The 17,772-nt window shown below is 70.9% G+C and carries 20 protein-coding genes and 1 pseudogene; 6 read left to right on the top strand and 15 right to left on the bottom strand.

Annotated features, from left to right (window positions below):
• Positions 1 to 115: 115 nt before the first annotated feature.
• On the top strand, positions 116 to 301 hold the full coding sequence (locus tag AC067M_RS01730; RefSeq protein ID WP_478694961.1) for a hypothetical protein: 186 nt from the start codon (positions 116 to 118) through the stop codon (positions 299 to 301).
• 15 nt (positions 302 to 316) lie between these two features.
• On the opposite strand, the gene AC067M_RS01725 is transcribed toward AC067M_RS01730, so the two are convergent.
• The 3 genes from AC067M_RS01725 to AC067M_RS01715 all read right to left on the bottom strand — a co-directional run bounded on the left by AC067M_RS01725 (position 317) and on the right by AC067M_RS01715 (position 2,347).
• Positions 317 to 1,003, bottom strand: coding sequence for an RlpA-like double-psi beta-barrel domain-containing protein (locus AC067M_RS01725; protein WP_478694960.1), 687 nt, complete (start codon positions 1,001 to 1,003; stop codon positions 317 to 319).
• A gap of 108 nt (positions 1,004 to 1,111) precedes the next feature.
• Entirely contained in the window at positions 1,112 to 1,930 is an 819-nt protein-coding gene (locus AC067M_RS01720; protein ID WP_478694959.1) for a hypothetical protein, read from the bottom strand.
• 57 nt (positions 1,931 to 1,987) lie between these two features.
• Positions 1,988 to 2,347, bottom strand: a complete 360-nt coding sequence (locus AC067M_RS01715) for an arsenate reductase family protein (RefSeq protein ID WP_478694958.1) — start codon at positions 2,345 to 2,347, stop codon at positions 1,988 to 1,990.
• A 163-nt stretch (positions 2,348 to 2,510) separates the two neighbouring features.
• Between AC067M_RS01715 and AC067M_RS01710 the strand changes: the two genes are divergently transcribed.
• Entirely contained in the window at positions 2,511 to 2,825 is a 315-nt protein-coding gene (locus AC067M_RS01710; RefSeq protein WP_478694957.1) for a hypothetical protein, read from the top strand.
• A gap of 257 nt (positions 2,826 to 3,082) precedes the next feature.
• Here AC067M_RS01710 and AC067M_RS01705 read toward each other — a convergent pair whose 3' ends face one another.
• Complete coding sequence (locus AC067M_RS01705) at positions 3,083 to 4,270, bottom strand: winged helix DNA-binding domain-containing protein (protein ID WP_478694956.1); 1,188 nt, start codon at positions 4,268 to 4,270, stop codon at positions 3,083 to 3,085.
• A gap of 229 nt (positions 4,271 to 4,499) precedes the next feature.
• Between AC067M_RS01705 and AC067M_RS01700 the strand changes: the two genes are divergently transcribed.
• Entirely contained in the window at positions 4,500 to 5,840 is a 1,341-nt protein-coding gene (locus AC067M_RS01700; RefSeq protein WP_478694955.1) for a DUF2252 domain-containing protein, read from the top strand.
• 10 nt (positions 5,841 to 5,850) lie between these two features.
• Here AC067M_RS01700 and AC067M_RS01695 read toward each other — a convergent pair.
• A pseudogene (locus AC067M_RS01695) lies at positions 5,851 to 6,573 on the bottom strand (alpha/beta hydrolase); the annotation flags it as partial.
• A 209-nt stretch (positions 6,574 to 6,782) separates the two neighbouring features.
• On the opposite strand from AC067M_RS01695, the gene AC067M_RS01690 reads away from it, so the two are divergent.
• A complete protein-coding gene (locus AC067M_RS01690; RefSeq protein ID WP_478694954.1) occupies positions 6,783 to 7,055 on the top strand; it encodes a hypothetical protein in 273 nt (90 codons plus the stop codon).
• Between the two features lie 43 nt (positions 7,056 to 7,098).
• Here AC067M_RS01690 and pspAB read toward each other — a convergent pair whose 3' ends face one another.
• The 6 genes from pspAB to AC067M_RS01660 form a co-directional block, all read right to left on the bottom strand.
• The gene (gene pspAB, locus AC067M_RS01685) at positions 7,099 to 7,683 is read right to left on the bottom strand and encodes a PspA-associated protein PspAB (RefSeq protein WP_478694953.1); all 585 of its coding nucleotides are present in this window, start codon (positions 7,681 to 7,683) and stop codon (positions 7,099 to 7,101) included.
• Positions 7,684 to 7,685: 2 nt separating this feature from the next.
• A complete protein-coding gene (gene htpX / locus AC067M_RS01680; protein WP_478694952.1) occupies positions 7,686 to 8,606 on the bottom strand; it encodes a zinc metalloprotease HtpX in 921 nt (306 codons plus the stop codon).
• A gap of 131 nt (positions 8,607 to 8,737) precedes the next feature.
• On the bottom strand, positions 8,738 to 10,183 hold the full coding sequence (locus AC067M_RS01675; protein WP_478694951.1) for a HEAT repeat domain-containing protein: 1,446 nt from the start codon (positions 10,181 to 10,183) through the stop codon (positions 8,738 to 8,740).
• Positions 10,184 to 10,188: 5 nt separating this feature from the next.
• Entirely contained in the window at positions 10,189 to 10,446 is a 258-nt protein-coding gene (locus AC067M_RS01670; RefSeq protein WP_478694950.1) for an SCO2583/SCO2584 N-terminal domain-containing protein, read from the bottom strand.
• Positions 10,447 to 10,537: 91 nt separating this feature from the next.
• The gene (locus AC067M_RS01665) at positions 10,538 to 10,750 is read right to left on the bottom strand and encodes a hypothetical protein (protein WP_478694949.1); all 213 of its coding nucleotides are present in this window, start codon (positions 10,748 to 10,750) and stop codon (positions 10,538 to 10,540) included.
• A gap of 6 nt (positions 10,751 to 10,756) precedes the next feature.
• Entirely contained in the window at positions 10,757 to 12,142 is a 1,386-nt protein-coding gene (locus tag AC067M_RS01660; protein ID WP_478694948.1) for a hypothetical protein, read from the bottom strand.
• A 182-nt stretch (positions 12,143 to 12,324) separates the two neighbouring features.
• On the opposite strand from AC067M_RS01660, the gene AC067M_RS01655 reads away from it, so the two are divergent.
• Positions 12,325 to 13,287 (top strand): hypothetical protein, encoded by a 963-nt coding sequence (locus AC067M_RS01655; RefSeq protein WP_478694947.1) that lies wholly within the window; start codon positions 12,325 to 12,327, stop codon positions 13,285 to 13,287.
• Positions 13,288 to 13,351: 64 nt separating this feature from the next.
• Here AC067M_RS01655 and glnA read toward each other — a convergent pair whose 3' ends face one another.
• The gene (glnA, locus tag AC067M_RS01650) at positions 13,352 to 14,761 is read right to left on the bottom strand and encodes a type I glutamate--ammonia ligase (RefSeq protein WP_478694946.1); all 1,410 of its coding nucleotides are present in this window, start codon (positions 14,759 to 14,761) and stop codon (positions 13,352 to 13,354) included.
• A 211-nt stretch (positions 14,762 to 14,972) separates the two neighbouring features.
• Between glnA and AC067M_RS01645 the strand changes: the two genes are divergently transcribed.
• Positions 14,973 to 15,440: an RDD family protein gene (locus tag AC067M_RS01645; RefSeq protein WP_478694945.1), complete on the top strand. Its 468-nt coding sequence runs from the start codon at positions 14,973 to 14,975 to the stop codon at positions 15,438 to 15,440.
• A 96-nt stretch (positions 15,441 to 15,536) separates the two neighbouring features.
• On the opposite strand, the gene AC067M_RS01640 is transcribed toward AC067M_RS01645, so the two are convergent.
• The 3 genes from AC067M_RS01640 to lipA form a co-directional block, all read right to left on the bottom strand.
• Positions 15,537 to 16,238: a DUF4191 domain-containing protein gene (locus AC067M_RS01640; RefSeq protein WP_478694944.1), complete on the bottom strand. Its 702-nt coding sequence runs from the start codon at positions 16,236 to 16,238 to the stop codon at positions 15,537 to 15,539.
• Between the two features lie 69 nt (positions 16,239 to 16,307).
• Positions 16,308 to 16,514: an SCO2195 family GlnR-regulated protein gene (locus tag AC067M_RS01635; RefSeq protein ID WP_478694943.1), complete on the bottom strand. Its 207-nt coding sequence runs from the start codon at positions 16,512 to 16,514 to the stop codon at positions 16,308 to 16,310.
• A gap of 280 nt (positions 16,515 to 16,794) precedes the next feature.
• Positions 16,795 to 17,760 carry a lipoyl synthase gene (gene lipA, locus AC067M_RS01630; protein WP_478694942.1) on the bottom strand — a complete coding sequence of 322 codons (966 nt, stop codon included), beginning with the start codon at positions 17,758 to 17,760 and terminating at the stop codon, positions 16,795 to 16,797.
• Between the last annotated feature and the right edge of the window lie 12 nt (positions 17,761 to 17,772).

Raw genomic sequence — 17,772 nt, 5'->3', positions numbered from 1 at the left:
CTACCCCCCACCCCTCCCCCCCCCCCCCCCCCCCTCCCCTCCCCCCCCCCACCCCCCCCCCCCCCCCCCCCCCCCCCCCCCCCCCCCCCCCCCCCCCCCGCTGCGCGACCTGGACGTGCGAGTCCTGCTGCTCCTGGCCGGGAACAGCAGGACCCATGACACGTACGAGGTGGCGACCAGGGCGGCCGACCTGCTGCCGCGCGCGGAGACGGACGTCCTTCCCGACGTCTCGCATCACGCGCTGCCGCAGGCCGGGCCCTGCGAACTGGGCCGCCGCCTCAGCGAGTTTCTCGCCGGCTGAGGCTCCGGTCGATGCTCACCCCACCTTCTCGATCACTGCCCGGCGGATCAGGAACTTGCCGGGCTCACGGACCTGTTCGAAGGCCGCGTTGTTCAGCAGGGCACAGCTGCCGGAGACCGAAGTGACCTCCACCGTCGTGGACTTGTTGTTGTCCAGGTTGGTGACCTTCAGCTTCGTACCCGCCGGGAACTGGTTGCTGGACGCGGCCGGGGCACCGCCCTCGCCGGAGAGCGTGACGGTGGAGCCGTTGCAGACCTGCTGACCGGAGGCAGCGGCACCGCCGCCGTCACCGGTTTCGCCGGCGTTCCCGGTGTCGTCGGTGTTCCCGGCGGGTGCGCTCTGCGTCGGCTGCGTGGACTGCGCAGGCTGCGGGGTCGTCGCCTGGGAGCCCTGAGCCGACTCCCCAACGACGCACCCCGACGCCTCCTGCTGGACCTTGATCTGCGCGATGACGGCCTCGCGGTTGGCGATCCGGGCGGCCGACTGCGCATCAGGAGCGGCCTTCTGTCCGTCGATGAACTTCTGGTTGTTGCCGAGGGCGGTCGCGAGCCCTTGACAGACGGACGACTCCGCGGCGGTCTGCGGGGACTGCGCGGCGTTCGAGGTGGCCGCCATGGCGAAGGCGCCGCCTCCCGCCACCGCCGCGGCGGTGACCAGCAGAGTGACCTTCTTCTTCGTACTGAGCCTTCTCCTGCGCGACATGCGCGCCTCCTGAGAGGTAGGGGAGCGTACGCCGTCATGTACGAGATACCGAACGAGGTTACTCAGCGGTTTACAGGAGTCAATGAAGTGACCTGCCCCACAAGGGAGTTACGACTTGCCCTCCTCGTACGCCACCACCGTGCCGTTGGCGTACTTGAGCAGGCCCTCCGTCTGGCGGGTGAGCTCGGCCTCGCCGGTCTCCGAGCCGTCGCCCCACTGACCGTTCGCGAACACCACGGACCGCACGGTCATCACCCGGCGGAAGACCCCGGCCGAGCCGGGCGGCACGGTCGGCAGCCCGGCCGACGGCGGCGGATCGAGCGAGACCACCTGGTACGTCACCGGGTCCATGGAAGCCATCATGAACACGCGCGAGGCGTCCTCGACGCGCCGGAAGCTCAGCACGGAGACCGTCACCTGAGAACGCCGGTCATGGTCCGTGAACAGGGCCGCCGTCAACCGGGAGCACTCCTCGCCCTGTTCGATGAGCTGGGCGAGCTGCTGGGACATGCCCCGGGCGCAGTCGGTGGTGGTGGCCAGGTCGACCCGTGTGTACCGGGAGCCGTCCTTCAGGCGCACGCTCTTCGCGGGGAACGCCTGCTCCGGGCGGATGACCGGGCGGGCCAGCAGGGAGGGGAGTGCGGTCGGGGCATTGGACACGTCGACGTCGACGGAGGGGACGGGGGTGGTCGCCGCGTCCGGCGTGGGTGCGCCGCTCGTGGCCGCGGCCGCCGCGCTGTCGTCGTTGTCGTCCCCACCCGTGTACAGCGCGACGCCGGCGGCGATGGCGGCGGCGAGGACCGCGCCCGTCCCGGCGGCCACCGCGCGCCGTCTCTGTCTGCGTCTGCGGATGCGCTCCTGCTCGGCCGCCCACTGGGCATAGGGATCGGGTGGTCCGTACGGTATTCCTTGATCACCGAAAGTCATGGCCGCGGAGGGTAACACCGGAGCCGCCCGAACTCCCGTCGACGGTCAAACCGTTGCTCAACGGGACAGAGCGTCCCGGACCGCCTCGTCGGTGCGGGCCACCATTGCGGTGCCGTCGTCCGCGGTGATGATGGGGCGCTGGATGAGCTTCGGGTGCTCGGCGAGCGCCTTGATCCAGCGGTCACGGGAATCCGCGTCCCGCGCCCACTCCTTGAGCCCGAGGTCCTTGGCCGCGGCCTCCTGGGTGCGCGTGATGTCCCAGGGTTCGAGGTGCAGACGGTCGAGTACGTCCCTGATCTCGTCCTCGCTCGGCACGTCCTCCAAATAGCGGCGGACGGTGTAGTCGGCGCCCTCGGCGTCGAGCAGGGTGAGGGCGCTGCGGCACTTGGAACAGGCCGGGTTGATCCAGATCTCCATGCGGCCCACCGTACGCCAAAACCCGTTCGGCGCCCGTGTCACTGAGCCCTCACAAGCCTTGTGGCCAGGGGCTTTTGTCAGTGGGGGGCAGTAGAATAGAAGCAGTGTTCGAGGGCGTCACCGGGGTTTCCGGTGGGGCCCTGACCGCGACAGGAGGATGCCTGTGCCCGCTGCCGCCCTGAAGCAGAAGCCGTTGCCGACCCAGTCCACCGCGAAGCGTTCCGTCCAGCTCGACCTGCCGTACGCGCCGATGGCGAAGCGGCCGCTGCCGCCGGGGCGTCCGCGCGAGTGGTACATCACGCACAACCGCCGCCTCAAGGCCATGCGCCTCGCCATCGCCCTGCTCGACGCGGGCGTCTACGTCCCGAACCAGGCCCGCAACGAGAAGATCCGCAGCACGGCCGAACTCATCGGCATCCACCCGCCGTCGGACACGACGTGCCACATGGTGCGCGCCCTGCTCCGCTACAGCCGCTGAGCCCGACTGCCCCCGCGCGCCGCCCGTCCCCTGCCGTGGGGGCGGGCGGTGCGTGCTGTCGGGGTGGGGCGGGGTTCACGGGCCGGGGAGCCGCAGGTCGGCGGGGGGCTCCAGTCGGCGGGCAGGACGGCGCCGGGTGGCCGTTTTCCGTCCGGGTGGAAGTGCCCGGCCGTACCGTCGGAAGTCGTCGTCGAGCACCAGGCCGGACCCGGCATCGGACCCGGCATCGGGCCCGCGCGGCTCGGACTCCGCGGCAGTCACTGCGCGGCCAACTCCTTCTCCAGCGGTGTCCGGAACCGTGGTGTCACCTTCGTCGCGCCCACCCACCCACGCACCCGCTCCGCCTCCGCCGCGATCAGTGCCTCGCCCTCCCGGCCGACCCCGCCCGGCTCCAGGAGGCGCCAGACGATCTCCCCGTCCGCGCGCTGGGCCCAGGCCCCCACCACGCGCCCGTCGAGCCACACCGTCGGACCCACGTTGCCGCTCCCGTCGAACAGCAGCGGGCGCCACTCCTGGGGCAGATACCAGTCCCGTTCCTGCCACCCCATCGCCGTCGGGTCGAGCCCGGGCAGCAACGCGGCCCATGGCTCGGCGGGTCCCGCGACGGGATCGACGTCGCCCTCGACGACGTACCCCGTGCCCTCGTCCAGCCGCACGGCCTGCGCCCCCGTCGCGGCCAGCGCGCGCCGGACGTCCGTCACCTTCCAGCCCGTCCACCACTTCAGGTCACCCTCCGTCGCAGGCCCGCACACCGCGAGCCACCGCCGCAGGAGTTCCGCCTGGGCCCGGGCCACGTCCAGTTCGGGGTGCTCGGGCGCCACGGCCCAGCGGAACTGCGTCGAGGTCCAGGAGCCGAGCGGCCGTCCCCGTACCACCTTGCCCTCGACGCCCAGCACCTTCAGCAGGCGCGTGGAGACGGTGTGGATGCCCTCGTAGCGCTTCCCGGCCGCGTACACGAACTGCTCGCTCAGGCGCGGCTCGTCCCGGGTGAGTTCGGTGGCCGTCGCCTGCCCGCGCCGTGCCAGCGCGGCCAGTGCCGACTCCTCGACCTCCTTCAGCCAGGCCGCGTCCGGTGCCCCGGCCTTCGCCATGTCCTTCAGCAGTTTCGCCCGCTCCCGCGCCGCGACGGCGAGACCCGTGGAGGCGTGCACGACGGCGGTCAGGCCGGTGGGGAACACGAAGACCGTGTGCCGCATGCCGTGCATACGGACCAGGGAGCGGTCCTCGTACAGCGCCCGCTCGGTCTCCGCGACGGTTCTCGTGGGGTCCGTGAGCCGCGCCCCCACCGCCAGGTACACCGTCGCCGGGTCCGTGCCGTGCAGTGCGACCAGGGAGTCGGCGACCTCCTCGGGGGCCGCCGCCCGCGCCGCACCCGCCAGCCGGTGCCGCACCGCGAGCCGGGCCCGCCGCTCCGCCGCGTCGATGTACCGCTGCCCTTCACCCATGCCGGCCTCCGCCCCTCACATCACACCTGAGGGCATCCTCCCCGACGCCACTGACAATCGGAGGGCGGTGACGGGGCGCCCCCGTCACCCGTTCGCCGTACCCGGCATGCGCACGCCCCGGAACCGGCCCTTCACTGCGAGCAGGAGGTGAAGCGATCCAGGGAGCACAGGAGGCCGTGATGCACAGGCACCGCAGGCACCACCACGGGCACCACCACAGGCACCGCGCATGACCACCCCCGCGGACCGAGCCCGGCGCGGCAAGGAGACCCGTAAGCACCTGCCGCGCTCCGCCCACGCCCGCTGGGCCCCTGCCGTCGACCGGCCCGACCCCGTCGCCGTACTGGAGCGGCAGGGCCGCGACCGGCTGCCGGAGCTGCTGCCGATCCGATATGGGCGGATGACCGGCTCGCCGTTCGCCTTCCTGCGCGGCGCCGCCGCCGTGATGGCCGCCGACCTGGCCGCCCAGCCGCACACCGGCCTGACCGTCCAGCTGTGCGGCGACGCCCACCTGCTCAACTTCGGCCTGTACGCCTCCCCGGAGCGCGCCCTCCTGTTCGACCTCAACGACTTCGACGAGACGTACCCGGGCCCCTTCGAGTGGGACGTGAAACGGCTCGCGGCCTCCGTCGCCGTCGCCGCCCGCGAGAACGGCCTCCCCGAGCCCAAGGTGCTCCGCGCGGCCCTGGACTCGGTGACCGCGTACCGCAGCACCATGCGGAGCATGGCCGGACTCGGTGAACTCGACGTGTGGTATGCCCGCATCGCCGCCGACGACCTGCTGCCCCTCGCCCGTTCCGACCGCCGGCGCCGGCACGTCGAGTCGAGCCTGACCCGCGCCCGCCGCCGCACCAGCCTGCAGGCCCTCGACAAGCTGACCGAAGTGGTCGACGGGCGGCGCCGCATCATCCAGGACCCGCCGCTCCTGGAACCCGCCGGTGCCTCCGACGGGGCCGCCGTCCGCAAGATCTTCAGCGACTACCGCTCCACCCTCACCGAGGAGCGCCGGCTGCTCCTCGACCGCTACCGCTTCGTCGACGCCGCCCGCCAGGTCATCGGTGTCGGCAGCGTGGGTCTGCGCTGCTTCATCGTGCTGCTCGCCGGCCGCGACGACGGCGATCCGCTGTTCCTCCAGCTCAAGGAGGCCCGCAAGTCGGTCCTGGAGGAGCATCTGCCGAGCGGACCCTTCGCCCACCCCGGACACCGGGTCGTGGCCGGGCAACGGCTGACGCAGGCCGCCAGCGACATCTTCCTCGGCTGGATGACCGGGCCGCAGGGCCGCGCCTTCTGCTGGCGGCAACTGCGCGACATGAAGGTCAGTGCCGAGATCGCCGGGATGAACGCCGCCGACCTGCGCGCGTACGGACGGCTGTGCGGCACCGCCCTGGCCCGCGCCCACGCCCGCTCCGGCGACCGTGTCGCCATCGCCTCCTACCTCGGCGGCGCCGACACCTTCGACCGCGCCGTCACCGAGTTCGCCCTCCGCTACGCCGACCGGACCGCCGCCGACCGCAAGACCCTCCTCGCGGCGATCGACGCGGGGGTGGTGACGGCCACGCCGGGGATCTGAGCATTCAGCCCAGCACCGCCGTCACGAACTCCGCGCGGTCCTCCGCGTGTTCCTGGAACCACAGCCCCAACCTGTGCTCGGCATCGGGCAGTTCGAGACGCGTGAAGCGTGCCCGGGCGGCGAGCGCCGCTCCCACCGCCTCCGTCACGGCCGGCGGGATCACCTTGTCCGTGCCCGGTACGGCGAGCACCGCCCTGCCCTCGTACGCCCGCAGCGCGTCCAGTGCCGGGGCCGCGCGCCAGCTGTCGGGCCTGCGGATGATGTCGCTGAAGCGGCCGTCGCCGTCGCCGAAGGGCACGTTCCACGCCTCGGCCGCGTACACCGCCGGCGCACACAGCCCCAGAGCCGCCACCCGCTGCCCGTAGTGCGTGGCGAGGTCCGCCACCGTCTGACCGCTCATGCTGAACCCGACCAGGACCAGCGGCCCGTCGGCCGGAACGTACGCGTCGATCACCGCCACCGCCTGCTCGAAGCGCCGCCGCAGGCTCAACTCCCGGAGTGCGCCGGTGCTTTCGCCGTGCCCGGAGAAGTCGAAGGCGAGGGTGCGGCAGCCCCGGGCCGCGAACTCGCCGAGCAGCGGCAGCAGTCGCTCCTTGCTGCCGTTGCCCGCGCCGTGCAGCAGCACCGCGGTGGCCGCTCCCGGACCGCCCCCGTCGCCGTACACACCGCTGAGGCGCTCACCGTCGTGGTCATGGGCGAAGGGGGCGGGAGTGAACCCGGAGGCTGTGGTCATCTCCCCATTCACTCACGGCGGTTCACGCGGGTCACGACGGTTCACGGCGCGACACGACGGTTGACGGCGGGTCACCGGAAAAGGAGATGCACGCCATGTGAGCGTCTCCCTACGCTGGAGAGGCGATGCGGAGCAGGCCACTCCCCGCTCGGCGGCACCGTCCGCCACCACTCACCCACCCACCCCACGCCCGCGGAGGGAGACCCGTCATGGGCACAGTCATCTTGTCCGGGACCGTCGTCCTCGTCGTCCTGGGCTTCGGAAACCCCGTCTACTGGCTCGCCGCCGTCGCCGTGCTCTTCCTGTACGTGCGCTACGGGCACAGCGCGTCCCCGACGTCCCCGACGTCAGGGTCGGGAGCCGCCCCGACGACGTACGAGGCGTACCGTCGGCGCCGGGACACGCAGGCCAAGTGGGAGCGCCGCTACCGTCGTGAGCGCCCCTTCGAGGCCCGCCGTCAGGAGCGCGAGAAGAGCGGATGAGACCGGGAGTGATCCCGGCCTCGGGCGCCCTCGGTCGTGAGGCTCACAGACCGGGGGCGCCCCACACGGGGAACCAGCGGCCGAGGTCCTGCTCGATCCGCAGGTCGTTCCCGAGAGCGGCCTTCACCTGGAGTTCCAGCGCGTTGTCGCGCCGCTGCCCCGCGCCGGGCAGCGGCGCGAACGGGTAGAAGGTGCCCCGCTTGTAGAGGTACACCAGCGCCAGCCCGCGCCCCCCTTCGGCCCGGAAGCCGGCCAGCGAGCACAGCAGCTGCGGCCCGAAGCCGTTGACCTCCATCGAGCTGTTCACCGCGTGCAGGTCGTTTACCAGCAACGACAGCTCGTCGGGCGCCCGGCGCGAGACCAGCCAGGAGTAGCCGTAGGCGTCCTGCGTCAGCTCCACCGGCGGGCCCGTGCGGTCGGCGTCCGCGTCGAGCAGGGCCTGGACCTCGCGGTGCGTCTGCTCGAAGGCGGCGCCCTCCACCGTCGCGAAGCACACCGCGCCCTGCCCGGTCGGGGTGAACCCGACCGCCGCCTCCAGCGTCACCGCCGCCGACGGCAGCGCGAACAACTGGTCGAGGTCGGGCACGACCGGCTTCGTACGACCGAGCAGGATGTCGAGCAGCCCCATGCTCAGCCCGCCTTCCCGGGAGCCGCCGCCTCGCCCAGCTCGGCCGAGATGCGGCCCAGCTGGTCGAGCCGCTGCTCCAGGCTGGGGTGCGTGGAGAAGTAGCGCTCGATGCCGGGCTCCTTACCGGCCGCCGGAGTGAAGTAGAAGGCGTTGAAGGCCTGGGCCGTGCGCAGGTCCTTCGTCGGGATCCGGGCGATGTCGCCGGAGACCTTGGTGAGCGCGGACGCCAGCGCCGAGGGCCGGCCGGTCAGATGCGCGGCCGCGCGGTCCGCCGCCAGCTCCCGGTACCGGGACAGCGCCCGGATGAGCAGGAAGCTGATCGCGTACACGGCCGCCGACACCGCCATCACGGCGGCCAGCACGGCGGCGGTGTTCTGGTCCCGGCGGCCCCCGCCGAACAGCCCCGAGTAGAAGGCGAACCGAATGATCAGTCCCGCGAGGACGCCGAGGAAGGACGCGATCGTGATCACGGCGACGTCCTTGTGCGCCACGTGCGACAGCTCGTGCGCGAGGACGCCCTCCAGCTCCGCCGGCTCCAGCCGACGCAGCAGCCCGGTCGTCACGCAGACCACCGCGTGATCCGGATTGCGGCCGGTCGCGAACGCGTTCGGCATGTCCATCTCGGACACGGCGACCACCGGCTTCGGCATGTCGGCGATCGCACACAGCCGGTCGACCACCGCGTGCAGCTCGGGATACTCCTCGCGCTCCACGACCCGCCCGCGCATGGCGAACATCGCGATCCGGTCGGAGAACCAGAACTGCGCGACGAACATCGCCGCGATCAGTACGACGACCAGCAGCCACGACTTCAGCAACACGATCAACGCGGCGACGAAGGCCACGTACAGCAGTCCGAGCAGGAACAGCGTGGCCGTCATCCGCACGGTCAGCTGTCGGTCGCTCTGGAAGCGGCTCCGCATCTGCACCACCACCCCGCAGTCAGGCACCCGTCCCACTGCCAGTGTGCACCCGGCCCCGCCATGAAGCGGTCGCGATCAGCCCTAGGGCCAGCAAAGGCTCAGGGGCCTCAGCGGCTCTGTGGCTCTGTGGCTCAGGGCCGGAGCCCCGCCTCCCACTTGCGCCGTTTCAGCACGTACTCACTGAACAGATGCCGCCCCCGATCCAGCAGCTCGCCCACCTCGGGCGTCCCGCTCGGCACGTCCGCCGTGAAGTGCCAGCCCTGCACGGACTGCTGGGCCCAGTGCCGCAGGTCGACGTCCTCGTCGTCGACGAGCGCGACGGCGGACCGCAGCCGCACCAGCCCCTCGTGCGCGTCCAGCAGCCGGAACGCGGCCACCCGCAGATGCCGAGGCCGCTCCGCTCCCAGCCGCTCCGTCAGCCAGCCGGCGTCGAGCGAGCGCGCCGAGGGCAACAGCGCCACGGTGGCCTCGCGCACCACCGCGGGCGCCGGATCGTCGAGGAGCGACCGCAGCCGCGCCACATCCGTGACGTCCAGGGTCCGCAGCCCGGCCACGGCCCGCGCCCGCACCCCCGCCTCGGGGTGCCCGAGCATCGGCCACAGCAGCTCGGCGTCCGCCCGCTCCCCGCACTCCGCCAGCCCGAGGACCGCGCCGGGAGGCAGCCCCGGGTCACCCGGGTCGGCACACCGACGCCGGTACCAGGACAGTGGATCACCCCCGCCCTGCCGTACGACATACCGCGCACAGGCCCGCACCAGCGCCGACCGGTCGGCGAGGAAGGGCTCCGCCCTCTCCGGGTGCCCCGCCCGCCGCAGCGCGGTCACCCCGGCCGACCGGACCTGCGGATTACGCGCACCGAGCAGCGGGCGCAGAACGTCGTCGTACGGGCCGCCCTCCCGTAGTACGGCGGCCAGGGCGGCCTCCGCGCACAGGCGCTGGCAGACGGTGTCGTGGTCCCGGGCGGCTGCGTCGGCCAGCTCCGCGGGGGAGAGGGTCCCGTCCGCGACGGCGAGCCCATACACGAACCGGCGGACGGCACGGTCGGGGTGGGTGAGGAGGGGCGCGAGGCGCTCGGCGGGCTCCCGGCGGAACACCTCGGCGGTCAGACGCGTGGCGAAATCCCCCCGGCCCCGGCGCCCGAGGCGCAGGATCAGCGGGGCGAGCCGGATCGCGCTCCCGGCGTCCAGCACCTCGGCCAGCCGTTCCCGGGCACGCTCGCGCACCGGCGGGGCCCAGTCGGCACACCGGATGACGACGAGCGGCAGCAGCGCGGGGTACCGGGTGACCTGCTCAAGCGCGCCCTGCCGGATCCGCCCCTCCCGGTGGCACAGCGCGATCGCCAGCCGCGCCTCGGTGAGCTGCTCGGGCCGACGCAGGGCCGCGGTCAGGGACCGCCCGCCCTCGGTCCTGGCCCAGTTCGGCTGGTGGTCCTCGTTCCCGTACCAGGCGATCATGCGCACGCCGGCGTCCAGGGCCGTCCAGGCCGCCGGATCCGAGGTGTCGATCGCCTCGCCCAGGGTCGCGCCCTCGGCGAGCCGCACGGCCGCCGCGTCCCCGTACCTGATGTCGACGCGCATGCCGCTCAGTACGACCCGCGGAAGTTGGCGTACCCCAACAACACGATCACCGCGGCCACGCAGCCCAGCACCAGGGCCGTCGACATCCACGACGACCTGCGCGGCCCCACCTGCCCAGGGTCGGCCCGGAAGGGCTGCGGTTCCGGCGGATTCTCCTTCCACCGCGCGGCCAACATCCGCGCCCGCGCCGAGGGCTCCTTGTGCTCGGCGGCGTCCGCCCATCTTAGGTCGAACTCGCGCTCCTCGTCGTACCGTTCGGACATCCCCGTTACCTCTCCTGCTTGTCTTCCTCGTCGTGGGGGATCGTCTCCCACGTATAGGAAGCCTGAGAAGGGCGAATGGTTGTGTGCCGGATCAGTCATTGCCGCGCCCATGCGGATCGTCCGCGGACGAGGAGCCGTCCCGGCGTCGGATGCCGCCATCGCCGTTCAGCTCCTGCCGTACGCGACGCCAGGCCCGGATGATCCGGGGCAGCCGCGAGAGCACGTCGCTGACCTGCGCCAGCAGCAGCGTGACACAGCCGAACGCGGCGAGGATGGCCAGACTGATGTCGTCCCACTTCATCATGCGCCCCTAGCCGAACAGACCGCGGTCGGCGATCCAGTCGAGGGCGGCCACGCCCAGCCGGTCGGGTGCTTCGAGCAGCGCGGCCTCCACCGCCGCGAGGTCGGCGAGCGCCTCGGGCGCGTCGGACCGGTCCAGCGTGGCGAGCCGCTCCATGGCCGAGGCGACGGCGGCAGGCCAGCCCGGCATGCCGAACTGGTCGGCGTCGAGGACGGCGGCGGAGGCGGCTCTGCGCAGGACCCCTGTCCACCAGCCCTGCTCGCGCATGACCTTCGACGTGAACCAGACCCGGTTGTCGACGTTCTCGACGAAGTCCTCAATGGGCTCGCCGCTGCCCCGCAGGGTGAAGCCCGAACCGCCCACCCACGGCAGGTCCACGTCCGAGGCGACGGCCTGGAACGCGAGCAGCGCCTCGGGCCCGTCCTCCCGGGCGGCGAGCAGTGCCCTCCGAGCCCTGCGGTACAGGTCGACGCTCTCCGCGAGGACCTCGCCGCCACTCGGCCCGCCGCCGGCCTCACGGATCGCCTCCAGCGGCCCGTCCCGCCAGGCTACGGCGACCAGACCGACGGCGGCCGCGCTGACGACGGCTTCCGTGTCGTCCGCGTCGATGCCGCAGTGCTTCAGTACGTCGACCAGGTCGTCGCTGCCCACCGTGTGTGCCGACGACTCGGGCGCGGCCGGGGCGACGTCTTCGTCCCGGCGCTCGATCACGACCCCGTGCTCCGCAAGGTCCTCGAAGACCGCGTCGGGCCCGCAGTCGATGTGGTCGCTGTCGTGCCGTCCGGAGCAGTCCTCGGGGCACTCCAGCTCCGCGCACAGCTCCGGTTCGGTGGGGGCGGCCTCGTTGATCAGGTGGTAGACGAGCCGGTTCGCGACCGCCTCACGCGCGGAGATCATCTCCAGACTGAGACGGAGGGTCTCGTCCCGCAGTGTCCCGTCCTCGGAACCGACGGCTTCCGCAGGCTCGGGGACGTTCTCGGGGGCCCAGGCGTACGCCGACTCCAGGGACACAAGCAGCCAGGCGATCCGCAGCGGCTCCACGCTTCCCTCCTCCGCGAGCCGGGTGACGGCCTCGGCTGACTCGCGCACACTCCTGATACCGGCCAGATACCGCTCGCACTCCGCCTCCCACACGGCTGCCTCGGCCCTGGCCCGCTCGGCGTCCCGTACCAGCCGGGCATCGCGTGACCGCCGGGCCAGCCGCACCAGCCGGGTCAGACAGGGGCGGCAGCCGAACAGCCCGGACGTCGGTGTCGGGCCGAGCGGTACGGGTGCTCTGTCCTCGCCGAACGGCTCGTCGCACAGACAGCAGTCCAGGGCGCCCACGTGGCGGGAGGTGGGCATGCCCGGCAGGGCGGCGCGGATCGTGTCATGGGCGTAGGGAGGGACGTGCATGTGCGGCAACTCCTTGGACGAAGGCGCTCTACCGGCGCCTTCTCCATGCTCACCGCGCCCGCCGGCCGCGAGTCACCGTTTGGCGGGCGGGACCGGGAACTTGACGAAAGCTGACTCGGCCCTGGCCTGCGACTTCTACGGTGCTGGCGGAACTTGACACATCTGGGCAAGGAGAAACTCAGTTGGCCGCATCCGCCGCCGCACCCGAACCGGCCGGTCCGCACCAGGAGTTGGTCGAAGCACTCCAGGAACTTCACCGCGCGGCGGGCAAGCCGAGCTTCCGGAAGGTGAGCACGCGCATCCGCGACCGGGACGACCTGTTGTCGGGGGCCAGCCACGAGAGCGTGCGGGCCGCCCTCAACGGCAGCCGCGTGTCGCGCTGGGAAACCGTTCACGACATCGTCGTGATCCTGGCCGGGCTGTGCAGCCCACCCCGGGACGAGGAGTCCGAGGCGACCAGGTTTCTGCCGCTGTGGCGCGCGACCGACGAAGGGGAGTCGGGCACGCTGAAGTCGTTCCAGGAACTGGTCCAGGGTGGTTGGGGAGGTGAGGACGGCAAGTGGACCCCAGAGCTGGTCATGGGCATGTTGATCAACCCGTTCAGCGCCATCGAGATCCATCCGTCGCTCGCCGTTCCGCACAAGCCGCTGGTGTCGGAGGACCAATGGGTCCATGCGATGGCGCGGTTCATCGAGGAGCAGGGAGCCGACCACGCGCTGCGGGTCCTGCTGCACATGTTGAAGGGCGACTACGTGGGGGCCGAAGAGGGAGCTCCCTACGGTTACCGGAATCCCGACCGGGAGGCAATGGAGGCGTACGCGGCGTTCCAGTACGGCTGCCGGGAGATCCGTCGGCGCCTGGGCCGCGAACCCAATCTCCTCGCGGAGTCGATCCGCGCCATGCGGGCCGACGAGACGATGGACCGGGACGACCGGGCCGAGATGCTGGAGAACGAGTCCGACATGAGCCTCATGCGAGAGGTGATGATCGTGACCCCGGACACCTGGGACGAGGTCTCGGAGGACACACATCACATGGTCTTCGGCTATCTGATCAAGCAGATCAGCCCCGTCGGCCCGTTCGGGCTTCCCGACGCCGAGCGGTTCCGGATCGTCTGGCGTATCCCCGAGCCCCCGGTCGAGTGACACAACGCGGCGGGGGCCGCCATCCTCGCGGATGGCGGCCCCCAGCGGTTGTCGACCGGGTCGATCACACGTCGAAGTAGAGCTCGAACTCGTGCGGGTGCGGACGCAGCTGCAGCGGGGCGATCTCGTTCGCGCGCTTGAAGTCGATCCACGTCTCGATCAGGTCGGACGTGAAGACGTCACCGGCGAGAAGGAACTCGTGGTCGCGCTCGAGGGAGTCGAGGACGGCCGGGAGCGAGGTCGGGACCTGCGCCACGCTCGCGTGCTCCTCGGGAGCCAGCTCGTAGAGGTCCTTGTCGATCGGCTCGGCCGGCTCGATCTTGTTCTTGATGCCGTCCAGGCCCGCGAGCAGCAGCGCGGAGAACGCCAGGTACGGGTTGCCGGAGGAGTCGGGCGCGCGGAACTCGACGCGCTTGGCCTTCGGGTTCGAGCCGGTGATCGGGATACGCATGGCCGCGGAGCGGTTGCGCTGCGAGTACACCAGGTTGATCGGCGCCTCGAAGCCCGGGACCAGACGGTGGTACGAGTTCACCGTCGGGTTGGTGAAGGCGAGCAGCGACGGGGCGTGCTTGAGGATGCCGCCGATGTAGTAGCGGGCGGTGTCCGACAGGCCCGCGTAACCGGCCTCGTCGTAGAACAGCGGGTCGCCGCCGGTCCACAGGGACTGGTGGACGTGCATGCCCGAGCCGTTGTCACCGAAGATCGGCTTCGGCATGAAGGTCGCGGTCTTGCCGTTGCGCCAGGCCACGTTCTTCACGATGTACTTGAAGAGCTGGAGGTCGTCGGCGGCGGCGAGCAGCGTGTTGAACTTGTAGTTGATCTCGGCCTGGCCGGCGGTGCCCACCTCGTGGTGCTGACGCTCGACCTGGAGACCGGCCTTGCCCAGCTCCAGCGAGATCTCGGCGCGCAGGTCGGCGAAGTGGTCGACCGGCGGGACCGGGAAGTAGCCGCCCTTGTAGCGGACCTTGTAACCACGGTTGTCCTCGAGGGCGCCGGTGTTCCAGGCACCCGCCTCGGAGTCGATGTGGTAGAAGGACTCGTTCGCGCTGGTGGCGAAGCGGACGCTGTCGAAGACGTAGAACTCGGCCTCGGGACCGAAGTACGCCGTGTCGGCGATACCGGTGGAGGCGAGGTAGGCCTCGGCCTTCTTGGCCACGTTGCGCGGGTCACGGGAGTACTGCTCGCCCGTGATCGGGTCGTGGATGAAGAAGTTGATGTTGAGGGTCTTGTCCCGGCGGAACGGGTCGACGCGGGCGGTCGACAGGTCCGCGCGGAGCGCCATGTCGGACTCGTGAATGGCCTGGAAACCACGGATCGAGGATCCGTCGAAGGCGAGCTCGTCGTCCGGGTCGAACGCCTCAACGGGCACCGTGAAGTGCTGCATGACGCCCGGCAGGTCGCAGAAGCGGACGTCGATGAACTTGACGTCCTCGTCCGCGATGAACTTCTTGGCCTCGTCGGCGTTCTGGAACATCCAGCTCCTCCTACTCCCGGCCGTTCCCGTGCCGGGGTGGTAGTTCGTTCGTGCGGCCAGTGCGGTGGCACACGCTGACCCCGACCCTAGGGACGGGTGGTTTCTCGGGCGTGACTCGTTTGTTTCGCAGAAGTTAACCGATTCCGTTCCACCGTAGCCCCTGGGCACCCCGCCTTCCCAGGGGCATATACGCGCGCAGTACCTTGGAGCGGTGGACAACAGGCAAGCAATCGGATCGTGGCTTTCCGGGCCCCGCGCGGCCGCGGAAGAGGCCGGTGCCGACTTCGGATACCGGGGCGAACAGCTCGGCCTGCCGGAGGAGGGACCGGGTTCCATCGCCCGTCCCGGCCGCCGACTCGGTGCCCTGGCCGTGGACTGGGGCCTGTGCCTCTTGATCGCATACGGCCTGATCACCCAGAGCTATCACGAGGCCGCCCAGGTCTGGGCGCCGATCATCCTTTTCGTGCTGATGGTCCTGACCGTCGGCACGGTCGGCTTCACTCCGGGCAAGCGCTTCTTCCGTCTGAGGGTGGTCGCCCTGGACACCGGCACGGTCAACCCGCTGCGCGCCCTGCTGCGCACGGTTCTGCTCTTCCTCGCCATCCCGCCCCTGATCTGGGACCGCGACGGCCGGGGTCTCCACGACCGGCTGGCGCGGACCGTGGAAGTGCGGATCTGACACATACGTATGCGGATCTGACACATACGTAGAAGCACATACGTAGCAGAGGGCGCCCGGATCACTCCGGGCGCCCTCTTTCTGTCACGAGGAAGGTCAGCGTGTCTTCGGTCCGCCCCTCGGCATGCGCATGCCCTTCGGCATGGGGCCCTTCGGCAGCGGCATGTTGCTCATCAGGTCGCCCATGGCGCGCAGCCGGTCGTTGGTCACCGTGACCTGCGGGCCGCTCAGTACGCGCGGGAACTTCAGCAGGGTCGTGCGCAGCTTCTTCAGCGGCACCTGGCCGTCGCCCGTGCCGACGATCACGTCGTGCACCGGTACGTCCGCGACGATGCGCGCCATCTTCTTCTTCTCGGAGGCCAGCAGGGACTTCACCCGGTTCGGGTTGCCCTCGGCGACCAGCACGATGCCGGCCTTGCCGACGGCACGGTGCACCACGTCCTGGCTGCGGTTCATCGCCACCGCGGGTGTCGTCGTCCAGCCCCGGCCGATGTTGTCCAGCACGGCCGCTGCGGCGCCCGGCTGGCCCTCCATTTGCCCGAAGGCGGCCCGCTCGGCCCGGCGCCCGAACACGATCGCCATCGCGAGGAAGGCGAGCAGGAGGCCCAGGATGCCGAGATAGATGGGGTGACCGATCAAGAAACCGATCGCGAGGAAGACACCGAAGGTGACGATTCCGACAGCCGCGAGTACAAGACCGATCTTCTTGTCGGCCTTGCGGGTCATCTTGTAGGTCAGGGCGATCTGCTTGAGTCGCCCAGGGTTCGCAGCGTCCGCTGCCGTGTCCTTCCTCGCCATGCCACGAAGTCTACGTGGCCCCACAAGTGCCGACGACGGCAGTGCCCGCGGGGTGGGCTGAGGGGGGTTTCAGGGGCGGGCGTCGAGCAGCTGGACCTGGTCGAGGACGCGCTGCGCCTCGACCCTGTCCTTGGCGCGCCGGCGGTCCTCCAGGACGGAGGTCCACGCGTTGCGGCGGGCGGTGGCCTGGCCGCTGCTCATGAGCAGCGACTCGACGGCGCGCAGTGCGGTGGTGAAGGACGGGATCGCGGTGGCGCTAACGGGCGCGGCCTGCATGGTGGTGGTCCCCCTCGGTCAGCCCTGGGACGGGTGTACGTGGTGTGAGTTCAGCGTCACTGATTGGTGTTACCAGGGCATGACCGACCGGTCAAACACCCATGAACCCTTGATTTGACAGCCCTTAACGCCCGACGCGGCCCTGACGGACGTCCTCATCTGCGAGGACGGTCAGGACCGCGTCGAATCGGACACTACTGGTCAGTAGGGGCTTGTGCGTGAATTCACACGCTTGTCGCACGCGCTGTTGGGCAGGGTGGGTGACGCCGTGTCGGGCAGGTCACACGGCCTGGGCGGCGATGTGAGTGTCCCGCTTCTCCATGGCCATCCGGTAGAGGCGACCAGCGCGGTACGAGGAACGCACCAGCGGGCCGGACATCACGCCGGAGAAGCCGATCTGCTCGGCCTCTTGCTGGAGCTCCACGAACTCGTGCGGCTTGACCCAGCGCTCGACGGGGTGGTGGCGCACGGAGGGGCGCAGGTACTGCGTGATGGTGACCAGCTCACAGCCGGCCTCGTGCAGCTGCTTCAGCGCCTCGCTGACCTCCTCGCGGGTCTCGCCCATGCCGAGGATCAGGTTCGACTTGGTGACCAGGCCGTAGTCGCGGGCCTCGGTGATGACCTTCAGGGAGCGCTCGTACCGGAAGCCGGGGCGGATGCGCTTGAAGATCCGGGGGACCGTCTCGACGTTGTGCGCGAAGACCTCGGGGCGGGAGGCGAAGACCTCCTGAAGCAGCTCCGGCACGGCGTTGAAGTCGGGGGCGAGGAGCTCGACCTTGGTGTGGCCGCCCTCGCGGCCCGCGGTCTGCTGGTGGATCTGACGGACCGTCTCGGCGTACAGCCAGGCACCGCCGTCCTCCAGGTCGTCGCGGGCGACGCCGGTGATGGTGGCGTAGTTGAGGTCCATGGTGACCACGGACTCACCCACGCGTCGGGGCTCGTCACGGTCGAGCGCCTCGGGCTTGCCGGTGTCGATCTGGCAGAAGTCGCAGCGCCGGGTGCACTGGTCGCCACCGATGAGGAAGGTCGCCTCGCGGTCCTCCCAGCACTCGTAGATGTTCGGGCAGCCGGCTTCCTGGCAGACCGTGTGCAGGCCCTCGCTCTTCACGAGGTTCTGCATCTTGGTGTACTCGGGACCCATTTTCGCCCGGGTCTTGATCCACTCGGGCTTGCGCTCGATGGGGGTCTGGCTGTTGCGGACCTCCAGGCGCAGCATCTTGCGTCCGTCGGGTGCGACTGCGGACACGACCGGCTCCCT

The sequence above is a fragment of the Streptomyces sp. NPDC043427 genome (assembly GCF_056436655.1).
This window is presented reverse-complemented; position numbering and strand designations above follow the sequence as displayed.